The following is a 16,246-nucleotide window of genomic DNA, read 5'->3' as shown; positions in this document are numbered from 1 at the left end:
TTATTTTATTGAATTAACTCGTTGGATGTAATTGTTATTTATAGTTAAATTCCATAACTATTGTCACATTGAGCTTGTCGAAATGTCCTTTATAAGAGGTCTTCGACAGGCTTAGACTGACATTGTTGGTATAATCGACTTTAGATTTTAATATAAATCATCTTTTAAATGTTTTGATTAATTGCACCCAACGGGTTTTAATTACCAAAATTAAGAATTTATATGACATATATCATAGTTTAGGCTACAATCATTATGGAACTTTGCCTCAGGTAAATGAGTAAATTATGGATACAACAAATTGTTTCCATTGTGGATTAGACATAATTAAAACAGAACAAATTCTTTTTGATGACAAAAAGTTTTGTTGCAACGGTTGTAAAACGGTGTACGAAATTTTTTCCGTTAATGATTTGGGCTGTTATTATGATTTTGAACAATCCCCTGGAGCAACCCCATTAGATAGTAAGGGTAAATATGACTTTTTAGACAACGAGCAAATCGTTAGTAAACTATTAGAATTTCAAGAGGAAACCAGTGCCGTAGTATCCTTAAATATTCCGCATATTCATTGCAGTTCGTGTATATGGATTCTTGAAAATTTGCAAAAACTTCAAAACGGAATCCTAAGTTCACAAGTCAATTTCCCTCAAAAAACGGTTAGAATAACCTATCGTTCCAACGAGGTTTCTCTGAAAGAGATTGTCTATTTATTGAGCTCCATAGGATACGAACCGTATATTAGTCTGGAAAATTATGAAACAGGAAACCATAAAGTAGATCGAAGTTTGACCTATAAATTAGGACTAGCTTTCTTTTGTTTTGGAAACATCATGTTATTATCGTTTCCAGAATATTTTGAAGTGGGCGAATTTTGGTTAGACACTTATAAGCCTTTTTTTAGATGGTTGATTTTTGCGTTATCAATTCCCGCCTTTTTGTATTCTGCAAGTGGGTATTATGATTCGGCTTATAAAAGTATCCAATCTAAAATGTTGAATATTGATATTCCCATTGCACTAGGAATCATTGTGATGTTTGTGCGTAGTGTAGTGGATATTGTATTTGATTATGGTTCAGGATTTTTTGACAGTTTAACAGGATTAATTTTCTTTATGTTGTTAGGGAAAATATTCCAAACCAAAACCTATAGTTTCTTGAGTTTTGAACGTGATTTTAAATCGTATTTTCCAATTGCGGTTACCAAAATCAATTTGGATTCATCCGAAGAAAACATAGCTGTTTACGAAGTCGAGAAAGGAAACCGTTTACTCATTCGTAACCAAGAATTAGTACCCGTTGACGGAATCTTAATCAGTGAAACCGCCGCCATCGATTACAGTTTTGTAACTGGCGAGGCCGAACCAATTATCAAAAAATCAGGGGACAAAATCTTTGCAGGAGGGAAGCAAGTAGGGAAGAGCATTGAGATGGAAGTTTTAGAATCCGTATCTCAAAGTTATCTGACACAATTGTGGAGCAATGAAGTGTTCCAAAAATCCGTACATCAAAAACACAAAAGCATCACCGATAGCATCAGTCGTTATTTTACACCTATTTTGCTGTTGATAGCCTTTTTAGGGTTTGGCTACTGGATTTTTATCGATGTTAATACCGCTTTCAATGTCTTTACGGCCGTTTTAATTGTGGCTTGCCCGTGCGCCTTGGCTTTGACCGCACCCTTTACCATGGGGAATTTGCTACGTATTTTAGGAAAGAAAAAAATATATCTCAAAAATGCTTTGGTTATCGAGCAATTGGCCGCTGTCAATACCATTGTTTTTGATAAAACGGGAACCATTACGACTAATAAAAAAGCATCGATTAGTTACCAAGGAAAAGCAATTAATATGGAAGAGCAGGTTTTAGTTAAAAATAGCCTTCGTGCTTCCAACCATCCGTTGAGTCGTATGCTGTATGATTTTTTACCTGAAGTAAAATCTATAAAATTAGACGATTTTAAAGAAATCACGGGTAAAGGAATTCAAGCTAGTTGGGAAGGAACTATTATAAAATTAGGTTCGGCTTCCTTTTGTAAAACAGATGCGGAAAGTATTCAAACGGACATCAAAAATACCGCTGTACACATCACCATTGGAACTGAATATTATGGCGCCTACATTTTTGAAAATCAATACCGCAATGGACTTGAAGAGTTGTTTAAAACCTTGAGTACTACTTATGAATTAAAAGTTTTATCCGGTGATAATGAAGGCGAGCGTGCTACTTTAGAACGCATTCTGCCTCCTAGAACCGAATTAATTTTCAACCAAAAACCGGAACAAAAACTAGAATTCATCAAGCAATTACAAGAGCAAGGCAAAAACGTCATGATGGTGGGTGACGGACTCAATGACGCTGGTGCATTGGCACAAAGCAATGTAGGAATTTCAATTTCGGAAAATGTCAATGTCTTTTCTCCCGCTTGCGACGGAATTCTAGAAGCCAAGGAATTTGACCAATTGCATTATTTCTTGAAACTTGCTAAAAAAGGGATGACTACGATCAAAATGAGCTTTGCTTTATCGCTTCTCTACAATGTCGTTGGTTTATCTTTTGCTATTACGGGGCATTTATTGCCTTTGGTCGCCGCCATCATCATGCCTTTGAGCACGATAACCATAGTGAGTTTTGTGACGATAATGAGTAATTATTATGCTAGAAAGTTGGGTGTTAAAAGTTAGGAGCTTTACGTTATAGATCTCTTAATAACGAGTCGTCCCGCTCTTCGCATTATCTTTTTTGAAGGCTTCGTTCCTCTCCCTTCAAAAAAGGATAATTTGCTGCGATCGGGGCTGTTTTGAACGTTTTTTTATTCCTAATAAATTTCAAAGTATGATAAATATCATAGTATACCCGCAATGCTAAAGTTAATTTTGTTTCATAAAATTTAAGGTATGAGTGTTATTTATTTATTAATAGCTATTAGTATAGTAGTGGCAATATGTTTTTTTATTGCATTTGTCATGGCCGTCAAAACCGGTCAATATGATGATGACTATACTCCTTCAGTACGGATGCTTTTTGACGACGAATTAAAGAAGTCAGAGGCTAGAAGCCAGAGGTCAGAGTGTTCAAAATCTAAAGCTAAAGTTTCGTAGTGAAAAATATTATTCCTACTGTCTTTGCGCCTTTGCGGTGAAACAATCAATTTATTAAATCAATTAATATTTACTATATGGAAATGCAACAGTTTTATTACGACAACAAAATTGTTAAAAAATTCATCTACGCCACCATTGTTTTTGGAGTGGTCGGGATGGCTGTGGGGCTCTTATTGGCCACACTATTTTTATTCCCCAACCTTACCGATGGTGTTTCCTGGTTGAGTTTTGGGCGTTTACGTCCTTTACATACCAATGCGGTAATTTTTGCCTTTATAGGTAACGCCATGTTCGCCGGAATTTACTATTCATTACAGCGTTTGCTTAAAACCAGAATGTACAGTGATTTTTTAAGTAATCTAAACTTTTGGGGCTGGCAATTGATTATTCTTGCTGCCGCTATTTCTCTTCCTTTAGGGTATAGTACTTCAAAAGAATATGCCGAATTAGAATGGCCAATTGATGTGGCCATCGCTTTGATTTGGGTAGTTTTTGGTATCAATATGATTGGGACGATTTTAAAACGTAGAGAACGACATTTATATGTGGCTATTTGGTTTTACCTCGCGACTTTTGTGACCGTTGCGGTTTTGCATATTTTCAATAGTTTGGCTTTGCCTGTTTCTACGATGAAAAGTTATTCTGTTTACGCAGGAGTGCAAGATGCGTTGGTACAATGGTGGTACGGTCATAATGCCGTTGCTTTTTTCTTGACAACACCATTTTTAGGATTAATGTATTATTTTATTCCTAAGGCGGCAAATCGTCCTGTGTATTCTTATCGATTGTCTATCGTTCACTTTTGGTCTTTAATCTTTTTATACATCTGGGCAGGACCGCACCATTTATTGTATTCTGCTTTGCCTAACTGGGCTCAGAATCTAGGGGTTGTATTTTCAGTAATGTTGATTGCACCTTCTTGGGGTGGTATGATTAATGGATTGTTGACTTTGCGTGGTGCTTGGGATAAAGTACGTACAGAGCCGGTATTGAAATTCTTTGTAGTAGCCATCACGGGTTACGGAATGGCAACTTTTGAAGGACCAATGTTGTCTCTTAAAAACGTCAATGCTATTGCCCACTTTACCGATTGGATTATTGCTCACGTACACGTAGGAGCTTTGGCTTGGAACGGATTTATGGCTTTTGGATTAATCTATTGGTTGGTTCCTCGTATGTCAAAAGGGGGGCTACACTCTTTAAAATTGGCAAATGTCCATTTTTGGATGGGTACTTTAGGGATTATTTTATATGCTTTACCCATGTATGTTGCAGGATTCTTACAGGCGTCTATGTGGAAACAATTTAATCCTGACGGAACTTTAACGTATGGTAACTTCCTTGAAACAGTAACCCAAATTATTCCAATGTATTGGATGCGTGCCATTGGGGGAACTATGTACATAATCGGGATGTTTGTGATGGTTTATAATATTTACAAAACCGTACGTGCTAATGATACCATCGAAGATGAATTAGCCGAAGCACCAGAGTTACAACGCATTAGTAATGGTCGTTTGAAAGGCGAAAAATTCCATACTTGGTTAGAAAGAAAACCAGTACAATTGACCATTTTAGCTACAGTAGCGATTTTGATTGGTGGTGTTATCCAAATTGTACCAACGATTATGGTGAAATCAAATATACCAACAATTACTAGTGTGAAACCTTATTCTCCACTTGAGTTAGAAGGTAGAGATTTATACATACGTGAAGGTTGTGTGGGCTGTCACTCTCAAATGGTAAGACCTTTCCGTTCAGAAGTTGAGCGTTATGGTCCGCAATCTAAAGCAGGAGAATTTGTTTATGATCATCCGTTCTTATGGGGGTCAAAACGTACGGGTCCTGATTTGTTAAGAGTAGGAGGTAAGTACAATGACAACTGGCACTTTAATCATATGTGGAATCCTCAAAGTACGTCTTCAGGTTCTATTATGCCGGGCTACAAATGGTTGTTTGACAACAAAGCCCTTGATATTACTGATATTGAAGGAAAGATGAAAGTAATGCAAGATTTAGGAGTGCCTTATTCTGATGCAGAAGTTGCCAATGCTAAAGTAACGCTTAAAAAGCAATCACAACAAATAGAAGAGAACCTAAAAGCCGACCCTGATTTTGTAAAAAGCTATGAAGAAAGTAGAAAACGAGCGACAGCCAAAGGGGAAACATTTATCCCAATGCAAGACCGTGAAATCGTAGCCTTAATTGCATACATCCAGCGTTTAGGTACAGATATTAAAGTGAAAAAGTAAAAAAAGTAACTGAGAGGCTAAGTCTCTAAGACTGAATAAAAAGACTTAGAATCTTAGTCCCTCAGAAACTTAGAACCTAAAAAAATAAAAAAATGTTCGAACAAATAAAACACAATATGGAAACGATTGCTGGGGTATCCATTTATCCTATTTTATCGTTGTTGATTTTCTTTTCTTTTTTTGTTGGACTTACCCTTTGGGTGGTTTCTTATAAAAAAGAAAAAATCAATGAGTTGAGTAATATTCCATTGAATGACAATATAATTGACTAATTAGTAATAAAAATAATTTCATATGAAAAAATTATTTCCAGTCTATGTACGAGTACCAGCGATTTTCTTTATCATTTTTGGTGCAATGGAATATTTTATTGATTCTGGCGATAGAGCTGCATTTATAAAATATCCTATGGTTGCTGTTTTTCTAGCCGTTTTCTTGTTTCTTTTGGTTGCCATCGAAATAACAGTGAGCGCTATTAACAACATCACCTACAACCTGCTAACTGAAGAAGAAAAAGCAAGACAAGCAGCGGAAGAAAATAGTAGCTATAAAGAAAAAGCCTGGTATAAAAACCTGATGCACAAACTAACCCGCACCCAACCAATGGAAAGCGAAGAAGAAATAGTTTTGCATCATGATTATGATGGTATCAGAGAGTTAGACAACAATTTGCCACCGTGGTGGGTGTACTTGTTTTATGCCTGTATTATTTTCTCAGTTGTCTATTTGGTTCGATTCGAAATCATGGGAGGTGACAACCAAGAAATGGAATTGCAAAAGGAATTGGCTCAAGCCAAAATTGAGGTAGAAGAATACATGAAAACCGCTCCCGATTTAATGGACGAGAAAACAGTAACCCTATTAACTGATCCAGCCGAATTAGAAATAGGAAAAACTATTTTTACGAATAACTGCGCTGCTTGTCATAGAGCTGATGCTGGTGGACAAATTGGTCCAAACTTAACTGATGAGCAATGGATTCTAGGTGGTGGAGTTAAAAATTTATTCCACACCATCACTAACGGTGGGCGTGACGGTAAAGGAATGATTGCCTGGAAAGGAACTTTGAAACCAAAAGAAATCCAAAAAGTAGCGAGTTATATTCTCTCTCTTAAAGGCAGTAATCCAGCTGATGCCAAAGCTCCTGAAGGAGAAGTTTGGGTTGAAGAAGCAGCTGCTACAGAGGCAAAATAATTATTCGAATGAATAAACATATAAGTCATTAAGTTTTTCTTACTCATAATTGTAAAAGTATGATTTATAGTGAGGTATAGGATATAGAAGATGTTTTATTGTAAAACGAAAAACTGTTTTTAAACAGTTATGTTAATTTAAATGTCCTTATATATCTATTAGGTTTAAAAAAAACTTATATGACTTATATGTTTAAAAAATAAATTAAAATGTCAAAAGTACCAAACGAAGCTTTTAGAGATACGATAGGAACCATTGATGCCGAAGGAAAAAGAAAGTTCATTTTTCCTAAAAAACCTTCGGGTAAGTTTTATAACTATCGCAAATGGGTGAGTTACTTTTTACTATTGATTCTTATTGCCAATCCGTTCCTAAAAGTCAATGGCAACCAGTTTATGTTATTCAATATTTTGGAACGACGTTTCAATATTTTTGGATTTCCTTTTTGGCCACAAGATTTTTACATTTTTGTGCTCTTTATGATTGTTGGGGTGGTCTTTGTGATTTTGTTTACGGTTATTTTTGGACGTCTTTTTTGTGGTTGGATTTGTCCGCAAACCATCTTCCTCGAAATGGTATTCAGACGTATAGAATATTGGATTGAAGGCGATAGAGGAGCTCAAATGCGTTTGCAAAAACAAGAATGGAACGGGGATAAAATTAGAAAAAAAGGCTTAAAATGGACCATTTTCTTGATACTATCTTTTCTTATTGCCAATGTGTTTTTAGCCTATTTAATTGGTAGTGACGAATTGTTTCAGATGATTGAAGACGGACCGTTGAATCATTTAAAAACCTTGATTTCGCTGTCCATTTTTACTGGAGTATTCTATTTTGTTTTTGTTTGGTTTAGAGAACAAGTTTGTATCATAGCTTGTCCTTACGGTCGTTTGCAAGGCGTTTTATTGGATAATAAATCAATAAATGTAGCCTATGATTTCGTTCGAGGAGAAAAAGAAACTGGTAGAGCCAAATTCAACAAAAATGAAAATCGTGAAGAAACCGGCAAAGGAGATTGTATTGATTGTAAACAATGCGTAAACGTTTGCCCTACAGGAATTGACATTCGCAACGGAACACAGTTGGAATGTGTGAATTGCACCGCTTGTATTGACGAGTGTGACACGATTATGGAAAGTGTAGGACTTCCTAAAGGTTTGATTCGCTATGCTTCAGAAGATGAAATAGAGAAAAAAGCGCCATTCAAATTCACCACTCGTATGAAAGGGTATACGGCAATTTTAACCATTTTGGTGGGAATATTGCTAGGATTATTATTCTTGCGAAATGATGTCGAAGCGACTATTTTGCGTTTACCAGGGCAATTGTTTCAACACAAAGGAGAGAATATTAGTAACGTTTATACTTTCAAAATCATCAATAAAACACACAATGACTTTAATGATATTCATTTTGAACTAAAAGACATTAAAGGAAAATTAAATATCGTAGGAAAGTCGGAATTTAAAGTGCCTAAACAAGGTATGAGTAGTGGAACTCTTTTTATCGAAATCAACCAATACTTATTAGAAAGTGATAAAACGAAATTACTCATAGAAGTATTTGAAGGAGATAAAAAAGTCGAAACGACCACAACCACTTTCTTAAGTCCAAGGAGTTTCGATTAGTTTGAATTCAGAAATTAAGTTGAAGATTTACACTTTAGTGCATCTCGCTTGAACATAAAAAAAAGAGCCACAGATTAAAATGATTAGCATAGATTAAACCTTATAATCTTTTTAATCTGTGTCTTATTATCATTTTAGTCTTGCAAACGTTTAGTTTGTAATGGTTTGTAAATCATTTTAGAAAAAAAATCATGGAAAATAATCCCATCATTATCCCAAGAAAACCGCTAATCAACTGGGGAACAGGTATCGTCATAGCCATCGCTTTGTTTATGAGTTTCATCTTGTACTTTGTTATCAAAGTACAGTCCAACTCAAAATATGACAATGAACTAGTCGTGGAAGAATATTATAAGAAGGATGCCCTTTTTCAAGACGAAATTGACCGCACTCAAAACGCCCACGATTTAACAAACAAACCAAGTATTACCACAATGGAAGAAGGCATATCTGTTGGTTTTCCAGCAGACTATGACTTATCAAAAATTAAAGGAAAAGTGTCCCTTTACAGACCGTCAAGCCAGAAATTTGATTTCGAAGTTCCGATTTCGTTATCTACTTCTCATCCAACTTTACTCATACCTAAATTAAAATTGGTGGGCGGTCGCTGGGACATTACTTTACAATGGCAATACGAGGGAAAGGAATACATGACTAAGGAAACACTTTATATAAATTAAATAAGTAATCAGTAATCAGTAATCAGGAATCAGTATTCAGTTTTTTAGTGGTCAGTTACCTATGATTAACAATAACAACTTTAAACTTTAAACAAAACATTGCTTTACACCGCTTTCATATTTGGATTAATCAGCAGCTTTCATTGCGTTGGGATGTGTGGTCCTATAGCGATGATGCTTCCTGTGGATCGAAATAATCAAGCGAAAAAAACGCTGCAAATTTTGACCTATCACTTAGGGCGTTTGACTGCTTATGCTACGATAGGTTTGTTATTTGGACTTGTGGGTAGGGGATTGTTTATTGCAGGATTACAACAAAAAATGTCTTTGTTTATTGGTGTCGCTATGATTCTAGTGGTACTAATTCCTGAAAAAAAACTAGCGGCTTACAGCTTCTCAAAACCAGTTTTCAGGTTGATTTCAAAATTGAAGTCGGCTTTAGGACAACAGTTCAAAAACAAAAGTTATAGTTCCTTATTCACCATCGGACTCCTCAACGGATTCCTACCTTGCGGAATGGTCTATGTAGCCTTGTTTGGTGCTATTGCCATGCAAAGTGCTAGTTTAGGAGTATTGTACATGCTTTTGTTTGGTCTAGGAACTGTGCCCTTGATGAGTATGGTGGTTTATATTCAGTCTTTTTTGACTGTTTCGGTTCGCAACAGAATCCAAAAACTAATTCCGTATGTGGCCGTTTTTATTGGTGTCCTTTTTATCCTGAGAGGATTAGGCTTGGGAATTCCTTATATTTCTCCTGCTACAACAAGTTTGTTTGTGCAAGCCAATGCTAATTGCCATTAATTAGGTCTTTAAAAATTAATATTATGGCTCATAAAAATACCCCTAAATAGAATTTCTCTTTTTTGGGGTATTTCATAAATAAACTCTTGATGAAGAGTTCTTATAAATATCTTATTTATTGATATTAACTTCTGTTTTAGTACTTCCATCTTTAGTTGAAAATTCTAATCCGTCTTTGTCAACACTAATTGATGTACCGTCTGGATTTTCTTCTTTTACCTCTTGAGCTTCTTTTTCGATAATTACAGTGTTTGTTTTTTCAATGACTTGAGGTGAATCTGAAGTTGATTCTTCTTTTTTTTCTTTACAACTTAAAACACTAAATAGGGCTAAACTTGCTATTGCTATGGATACATTTTTCATCATTTTTATTTTTAATTGATTAGTAACTGCAAGGTAATGTATTTGTTAACTTATTGATTTATACTATTTTTTGTTTATGTTGTCAAATTGCCATGTTTGACAATGCGGATTTTTATTATTCTAATACTAGAATCAAAACGGTTTGCGCTTCAATACTAAAGTCAGTTTTTAAATTGATAGTTTTATCAGTTATAACATCTTTTCCCAAAGTGTAATTTTTGATGTTTTCTTGAAATCGATTGGTATTTAGTTTTTGTGTTTCTGTTCCGTTATTGATAACTACCATTACTGTTTTAGAATTGGTATATCGGAAATAGACATACACATTGTTCTCCGGAATATAATGCGTCATTTTACCAAAATGTACGGCTTCATTCCTTTTTCGCCATTGAAATAATTTGGACGAAAAATCAAAAAACTCTTGTTGCATAGCTGTTCGTCCTTCTTTGGAAAAAGCATTGTTGTCATCACTTTTCCAACCACCAGGAAAGTCCAAACGGATGGCACCATCACCTTCGTCCTTATTTCCTGCCATACCAATTTCCGACCCATAATAAATTTGGGGAATACCACGAACAGTGGCGATGAGAGCCATTGCCATTTGGTATTTCTTAAAGTCGTTTTTATAAATTTCGTTAAAGCGTAGGGTATCGTGATTTTCAACAAAAGTCAGTAGATTGTTGGGGTTTGGATACAAAAAATCATTCGTAAAATTCTCGTATATTTTAATCAATCCTTTGTCCCAATCCGATTGGTTTTCGTTAAAAACGGTTCCTAAAGTTTCCATCAGTGTAAAGTCCATCACAGATGGTAAATACGAATTGTAGTTTTGTATGGCAGCGATTTTACTGTCTTTTTGCCAATAGGCCATTTGAGCTTGGTCGTGCATCCAGACTTCGCCTACGATATTAAAATTAGGGTACTCATCGGTGATGGCTTTGGTCCATTTGGCAATGCCAGCTTTGTCATTATAGGAGTAAGTATCCACTCTAAAGCCATCTAAATCGGCGTATTCAATCCACCAAATCGCATTTTGAATCAAATAATTCAATACCAATGGATTCGATTGATTCAAGTCGGGCATCGATTTTACAAACCAACCGTCCACGCACATTTTAGTGTCAATTAATGAAGCATTTGGATCAAATTGAGTTGTCATTCGATAATTGGTCTGCGCATAACCTGGAAATTGATGAATCCAATCATAAGTAGGCAAGTCCTTCATCATCCAGTGTTGGGCTCCCCAGTGATTAGTTACATAGTCAAGGATGAGTTTCATATCTTTTTTATGCAATTCGGTTGAAAGTCTTAGGTAATCTTCATTAGTACCATATCGAGGATCAATTTTATATACATCCGATTGGCCGTAGCCGTGATAAGAACCTTCAGCATCATTGTCTTCGCATAGCGGTGTGTTCCAAACGGCGGTAACTCCTAATTCTTTTAAATAGTCTAAATGCTGAATAATACCTTCGATATCGCCACCGTGACGACCAGAGGACTTGCTACGATTCATTTTCTCTGTAACTGATTTGTGGCTGTCATTATCAGAGTTTCCATTTGAAAAACGATCCGGCATGATAAGGTAAATCAAATCGGAAGCATCATAACTTTGGCGTAAAGCCGAATTATCTCTACGTTGTTTTAAAGAATAGTTTTGGGTAAACTGTATTTTTTTGTTTTTCAAAAATGAAAAAACAAGTTCTTGCGCAGGAACGTTTTTAGTATCGATAGTAACAAATAGATAATTTGGATTTTCGGTTTTAAGAACTTCTTTAATGACTACTTTATGTGAAACTGAAACTTCATTTACCGCAATGTTTTTACCATAAAAAACAATTTGTAATTCGGGATTGTGCATGCCAGCGTACCAAAAAGGAGGTTCGACTTTTTGAATTTGGGCGTAAGTGTTTAGCGAAAAAAGTACCAGTATGAGTACTAATCCTTTTTTAATTTTTATATGATTTGTAATCCAATGCATGATTATTATAAACTAAGAGTTAGTAAAAAAAAACACATAAGCTAGGTTGAATAGAAAGTTATAGTATATCAATCGTACAGATAGTTTTGATTTACTAAAAAGTGTAACAACTAATTTTCTAAGGACGCACTTATGTGTTTAAAAAAAATTATTCTTTAATTAGTTTGATGATTTGTATCGAATGAGTATCGGTTTCTATTTTAACCAAATAGATTCCTTTGTTCAATTCTTGAATAGCAAACAAATGCCCTTTCGGTTGTGCTGAAGAAAAGCTCTTGATGCGTTTTCCAGTGAGCGAATAGATCTCTATCTTAGTTACCGCAGTGTTTAGACTAAAAAAATCTTTTGTAGGATTTGGATAGGCAATTAACGAAGACTGTTTTTCATAATTTTCGATGTCAAGTACAGCTTGTTTATTACCGTAAATTTTAAATTGTCCTGCGGCAATGTTGATTGTTACATTGACATCTGTAATCGTAATTGCTGTATTGTCCATTAGGTCGTACCAAGTTCCTGCATAAGGAAACTCCGTAGCCACATTTTGAGCAACGACGTCAAAGTTGGTCAATATCAAAACATCTTTCAATACGTTACTAGATAAAGTACTATTGCTAATTTTAATATTAGGCTGTAAAGTGTTGCCACTGTTGATTACAGCTGTACCAAGGAAAACGGGTTCCGTAGTTTTTAAAGCAATCATTTTGGACCAATCGTTATAGATTTTCTTTCTATTGATTTCATTTAACCAATCGTTTACCCATTGTGGTTGAGGTTTGGTGTCCAATTTACAATCGCCTGAAGTGACGTCAAAATCTGTATTTACAGTACCATTGTTACAACTGAAAATAGAATTTTCCATTCCAAGTTCTCCAAAATGCCAAATCATTTTGGGACCAGGAACAAGCAAGCTTACTGCACCTAAAGCCGACATTCTTGACAAAGCGATATTAGTTTCTTTTACATTGTGAGCACTATTGGAACTATTTCCGTATTGGATGTTTTTATACATCAATCGTTCTTCATCATGACTCTCAGCGTATCCCATCAGCCTATTGGCAGTAAAACCTCTTGATGAGCTATTCATTCTATTAAAATTATTATCAGAATTATAACCCATTGTCAATTGGTTGTACTCATTGGTCATTTTTCCCCAAATCATAATTCCCTTGCTAGGTAATTCATTAATACGGTAGTTTGCCCATTGTTGTTCTTCGCCATCAGTTCCTAAATGTTCAAAAATAGTGTAATGTGTAGGGTCTAAATTCCAAGAGTAATCAGCATACGATTTTAAAATATCTACTCTGTCTTGTTGGTATGCATTGGTACAGGATTCATCACTAGCAGTACAGTTTTGTGTAAAACCTTTGGTCAAATCCCAACGGAAACCATCAATTTTATATTCTTCAATCCAATGTTTAATAACTCTTTTGACATAGTTTTGAGTCAAAGGCTGTTGGTGGTTGAAATCTTCTCCAACAGAGTAAGTATGTTTGGCAACGGTATTGAAATATGGATTTTCAACCGAAGGGCTTCCCCAGCCATCTCCATCGGCATCATTCATCCACATGCGCACCATTGGGTTTCTACCAAAGGCATGATTCAAAGCAACATCAAGAATTACTGCAATTCCGTTTTGGTGACACACATCTACTAATTCTTTGAATTTGGTTGATGTTCCATAAAATTTGTCTAATGCCATGTGGAAAGAAGTGTTGTATCCCCAGCTTTCATTCCCCTCAAATTCCATAACGGGCAATAATTCGATAGCATTGATATTTAATTTTTTGAAATATGCAATTCGGTTAATCAGGTCTTGGTAGTTTTTATTGGCATCAAAATCACGAACTAAAACTTCATAGACGATTAGGTTTTCTTTGGCTGGTTTAACAAAATTTGTCGTTGCTGTACTCCAAGCGTAGGCTGTTTGTCCCGTTTGTAAAACCGTTACTTCACGTTCTTGACCTACAGGATAAGCAGGTAAATTAGGATAGGAAGCAGAAGGAATATAAGCATCATCGAAAGGAGATAACACTAAAGTAGAGTAGGGGTCGGCGGTTTTTACTAAGGCAGGAGAATTAGCAATAGGCGTTGTTTCGCCCACCCAGTATTGATAGGTATAATTAACTCCAGAAGTCAAATTGGTCAATTCCAACCAGAATTTACCTGTTGTTGGATCTTTTTTCATAGCATAAGCTGCAGTAGGTTCCCAATTATTGAAACTACCCGCTACATATACAAAATCTTTTAGTGGTGCATCCAAAACTAAAGTTGCATGAGTGGTATTCGAAGCATCGTAATTAATACCATCAACCAATCCACTAGGCATAGCTTGAGAAACCGTATTTGGATTTACAATAACCGTAAACTTTTTGATTATTGTTGTAGTTCCTTGGGTAACCTCTAAACTAAAGTTTTGATTGGTGGTCACATTTGAAATAGTATGATTATAAGTGGATGAATTTACAGAAGTGTGTATCGAATTACCATTAGACTTTAAGTTGTAATTAGCGTTTCCACCAGAGTTATTAGCTGTAATAGTATAGCTAGCACCTGAATTGATAATAGTAGTACTGTTTTCATTAGGAGTAGTCATTGTAACTTGAAAAATACCTACTTCAACTGTAATGTCCTGTGATTTTTTGTCGCCATTACCATTTTTAGCTTTAATAAGAAATCCTATTTTACCGATGCTTGTAGTATTGAAATAAGTGGTAGGAGTGATGATTTTGGTATAGGTGTCTGATAGTGCATTATAGGTAAATTTGCTCGCAGTGGAAGAAGCATCCCATGATCCGTTGTTAGGAGTTCCTTTTTGCGTGGTATCGTTTGTGTCAAAAGCCCATGCCCACATATACAATTCATTATTGGAAATACCCCACAGAGTTTCGTTTATACTGTTTCCGTTGATGGTAATTGTTATTTCAGTCGTTTCTTCAAATGTTGGTGGACTTATAGAATAGGTTACTGTTTGTTGTTGGGCAAATATTCCCATTGAAAGCAGTAAAAACAAGTATAGTAAAGTGTTTTTCATTATTTATAGGGGTAAAAAAAGGGCTATCGTAATGGATAACCCTTTTGGTTTTTAGTTTTTAGTTTCTGTTTTATTCTTGGTTTGGTAGCATTAGGTAACTGCCATCTAAATCATTAAAGTAAATTTTATATTTAGATTTAGCAACGGGAATATCACCTCCACTAGCACCGTTGGTAGGGAATCCAGAGAAAGCTGTATCACCTCCCCAGTTTTTATCCCAAGAATTATTAGCTCTGAATTTTCCTTTTCCATCAAATAATGCCGTTTTTAATGTCCAGATATGAGGGTCAAAAGTGGACTTGGTCATAGCGGTATCATCACCAGCCCAACCAGCATCAGTTCCAGTTCTTGACGAACCGATATAACCTGCTCTTGTGTATGTTGTTGCGGCACTAGCATCATAAGCTACTAAAGTATAAGTCAATGTTTCAACATTCATAGTGAAGGTATAATAACCAGCAGTTGTGATTTGGAAACTATCAGGGTCAGCATCTGCTTCTGTATTTCTAGCAACAAGTTTTCCTCCTGCTCCTTTACCGTACATTGGTGCCCATTTTCCTAGCGTTGAAATCAGTTTGAAATAACCCGCTTTGAAATAACCAGTAAATTTGTATTCTTTAGTGTTCGTACCACCTCTAAATAAAGGTTGGTTGTCTTTGTTATTATCCCAACCAGCAACTGTTGCATCTCCTACAAAATACCAATCAGTATAAGGATAGTTAACTAATCCAGTATAAGCGTTAACACTAATGGTATAGCTATTTTGAGATGTTTTTACTAAGGCTCCTGAAAGACTAGATTTGACTTTAACATCGAATAGAGTAGGAGTACCTGTTACCGCGCCTAATTCAATCGCCGCTTGGTTCAAAGTTTTCACTGTTACTGAAGCTTCAGTGATATCACTAGTTGTGGCTAAGATTTGAGGTTTGGTAAAATTTCCTCCTTTAACATCCATCATTAAGGTGTATGTTACTACCACATCTTTTGAAAATTGGGCAGGAGTCCATACAAATTTGTCAGCTACAGTTGCGCTGTTCTCTTCTTTAAGGACAAAAACTTTCCCACTCACAGGTGTGGATATTTCTGGGATAGTTAGGCCTTCGACTACGGTTCTAGTATCTACAGCATCGGCAGTACAGGATACGGCGAATGCGCTGATAAAAGCTATTAAAATTTTTGATATCTTTTTCAATTGTATAGTTTTTATAAATT

At 35.6% G+C, this 16,246-nt stretch carries 12 protein-coding genes; 8 read left to right on the top strand and 4 right to left on the bottom strand.

The window, feature by feature from the left end; all coding sequences use genetic code 11:
* Positions 1-287: 287 nt before the first annotated feature.
* The 8 genes from SLW70_RS13730 (at position 288) to SLW70_RS13695 (ending at position 9,659) form a co-directional block, all read left to right on the top strand.
* On the top strand, positions 288-2,684 hold the full coding sequence (locus SLW70_RS13730; RefSeq protein WP_320889146.1) for a heavy metal translocating P-type ATPase: 2,397 nt from the start codon (positions 288-290) through the stop codon (positions 2,682-2,684).
* A gap of 213 nt (positions 2,685-2,897) precedes the next feature.
* Positions 2,898-3,101 (top strand): cbb3-type cytochrome oxidase assembly protein CcoS, encoded by a 204-nt coding sequence (gene ccoS, locus SLW70_RS13725; RefSeq protein WP_320889145.1) that lies wholly within the window; start codon positions 2,898-2,900, stop codon positions 3,099-3,101.
* Between the two features lie 77 nt (positions 3,102-3,178).
* Positions 3,179-5,356, top strand: coding sequence for a cytochrome-c oxidase, cbb3-type subunit I (ccoN, locus tag SLW70_RS13720; RefSeq protein WP_320889144.1), 2,178 nt, complete (start codon positions 3,179-3,181; stop codon positions 5,354-5,356).
* A gap of 92 nt (positions 5,357-5,448) precedes the next feature.
* Entirely contained in the window at positions 5,449-5,628 is a 180-nt protein-coding gene (locus SLW70_RS13715; RefSeq protein WP_320889143.1) for a CcoQ/FixQ family Cbb3-type cytochrome c oxidase assembly chaperone, read from the top strand.
* Between the two features lie 22 nt (positions 5,629-5,650).
* Positions 5,651-6,550 (top strand): cbb3-type cytochrome c oxidase N-terminal domain-containing protein, encoded by a 900-nt coding sequence (locus SLW70_RS13710; RefSeq protein ID WP_320889142.1) that lies wholly within the window; start codon positions 5,651-5,653, stop codon positions 6,548-6,550.
* A gap of 209 nt (positions 6,551-6,759) precedes the next feature.
* Entirely contained in the window at positions 6,760-8,178 is a 1,419-nt protein-coding gene (gene ccoG, locus SLW70_RS13705; protein ID WP_320889141.1) for a cytochrome c oxidase accessory protein CcoG, read from the top strand.
* Between the two features lie 191 nt (positions 8,179-8,369).
* On the top strand, positions 8,370-8,858 hold the full coding sequence (locus SLW70_RS13700) for a FixH family protein (protein ID WP_320889140.1): 489 nt from the start codon (positions 8,370-8,372) through the stop codon (positions 8,856-8,858).
* Between the two features lie 99 nt (positions 8,859-8,957).
* On the top strand, positions 8,958-9,659 hold the full coding sequence (locus SLW70_RS13695; RefSeq protein ID WP_320889139.1) for a sulfite exporter TauE/SafE family protein: 702 nt from the start codon (positions 8,958-8,960) through the stop codon (positions 9,657-9,659).
* 111 nt (positions 9,660-9,770) lie between these two features.
* On the opposite strand, the gene SLW70_RS13690 is transcribed toward SLW70_RS13695, so the two are convergent.
* The 4 genes from SLW70_RS13690 to SLW70_RS13675 form a co-directional block, all read right to left on the bottom strand.
* Positions 9,771-10,025 (bottom strand): hypothetical protein, encoded by a 255-nt coding sequence (locus SLW70_RS13690; protein WP_320889138.1) that lies wholly within the window; start codon positions 10,023-10,025, stop codon positions 9,771-9,773.
* A 112-nt stretch (positions 10,026-10,137) separates the two neighbouring features.
* Positions 10,138-12,003 carry a glycoside hydrolase family 13 protein gene (locus SLW70_RS13685; RefSeq protein WP_320889137.1) on the bottom strand — a complete coding sequence of 622 codons (1,866 nt, stop codon included), beginning with the start codon at positions 12,001-12,003 and terminating at the stop codon, positions 10,138-10,140.
* 148 nt (positions 12,004-12,151) lie between these two features.
* Complete coding sequence (locus tag SLW70_RS13680) at positions 12,152-15,034, bottom strand: alpha-amylase family glycosyl hydrolase (RefSeq protein ID WP_320889136.1); 2,883 nt, start codon at positions 15,032-15,034, stop codon at positions 12,152-12,154.
* A gap of 70 nt (positions 15,035-15,104) precedes the next feature.
* A complete protein-coding gene (locus tag SLW70_RS13675) occupies positions 15,105-16,226 on the bottom strand; it encodes a SusE domain-containing protein (RefSeq protein ID WP_320889135.1) in 1,122 nt (373 codons plus the stop codon).
* Positions 16,227-16,246: the final 20 nt, after the last annotated feature.

It is taken from the genome of Flavobacterium sp. NG2 (assembly GCF_034119845.1).
Taxonomy (GTDB): Bacteria; Bacteroidota; Bacteroidia; order Flavobacteriales; family Flavobacteriaceae; genus Flavobacterium.
Note: the sequence above shows the minus strand (reverse complement) of the source record. Positions and strands in the feature narration are given on the sequence as shown.

Coding starts and splice junctions, on each gene's coding strand:
- SLW70_RS13730 (WP_320889146.1), top strand. CDS start 288: ATGGATACAACAAATTGTTTCCATTGTGGATTAGACATAATTAAAACA.
- ccoS (WP_320889145.1), top strand. CDS start 2,898: ATGAGTGTTATTTATTTATTAATAGCTATTAGTATAGTAGTGGCAATA.
- ccoN (WP_320889144.1), top strand. CDS start 3,179: ATGGAAATGCAACAGTTTTATTACGACAACAAAATTGTTAAAAAATTC.
- SLW70_RS13715 (WP_320889143.1), top strand. CDS start 5,449: ATGTTCGAACAAATAAAACACAATATGGAAACGATTGCTGGGGTATCC.
- SLW70_RS13710 (WP_320889142.1), top strand. CDS start 5,651: ATGAAAAAATTATTTCCAGTCTATGTACGAGTACCAGCGATTTTCTTT.
- ccoG (WP_320889141.1), top strand. CDS start 6,760: ATGTCAAAAGTACCAAACGAAGCTTTTAGAGATACGATAGGAACCATT.
- SLW70_RS13700 (WP_320889140.1), top strand. CDS start 8,370: ATGGAAAATAATCCCATCATTATCCCAAGAAAACCGCTAATCAACTGG.
- SLW70_RS13690 (WP_320889138.1), bottom strand. CDS start 10,025: ATGATGAAAAATGTATCCATAGCAATAGCAAGTTTAGCCCTATTTAGT.
- SLW70_RS13685 (WP_320889137.1), bottom strand. CDS start 12,003: ATGCATTGGATTACAAATCATATAAAAATTAAAAAAGGATTAGTACTC.
- SLW70_RS13680 (WP_320889136.1), bottom strand. CDS start 15,034: ATGAAAAACACTTTACTATACTTGTTTTTACTGCTTTCAATGGGAATA.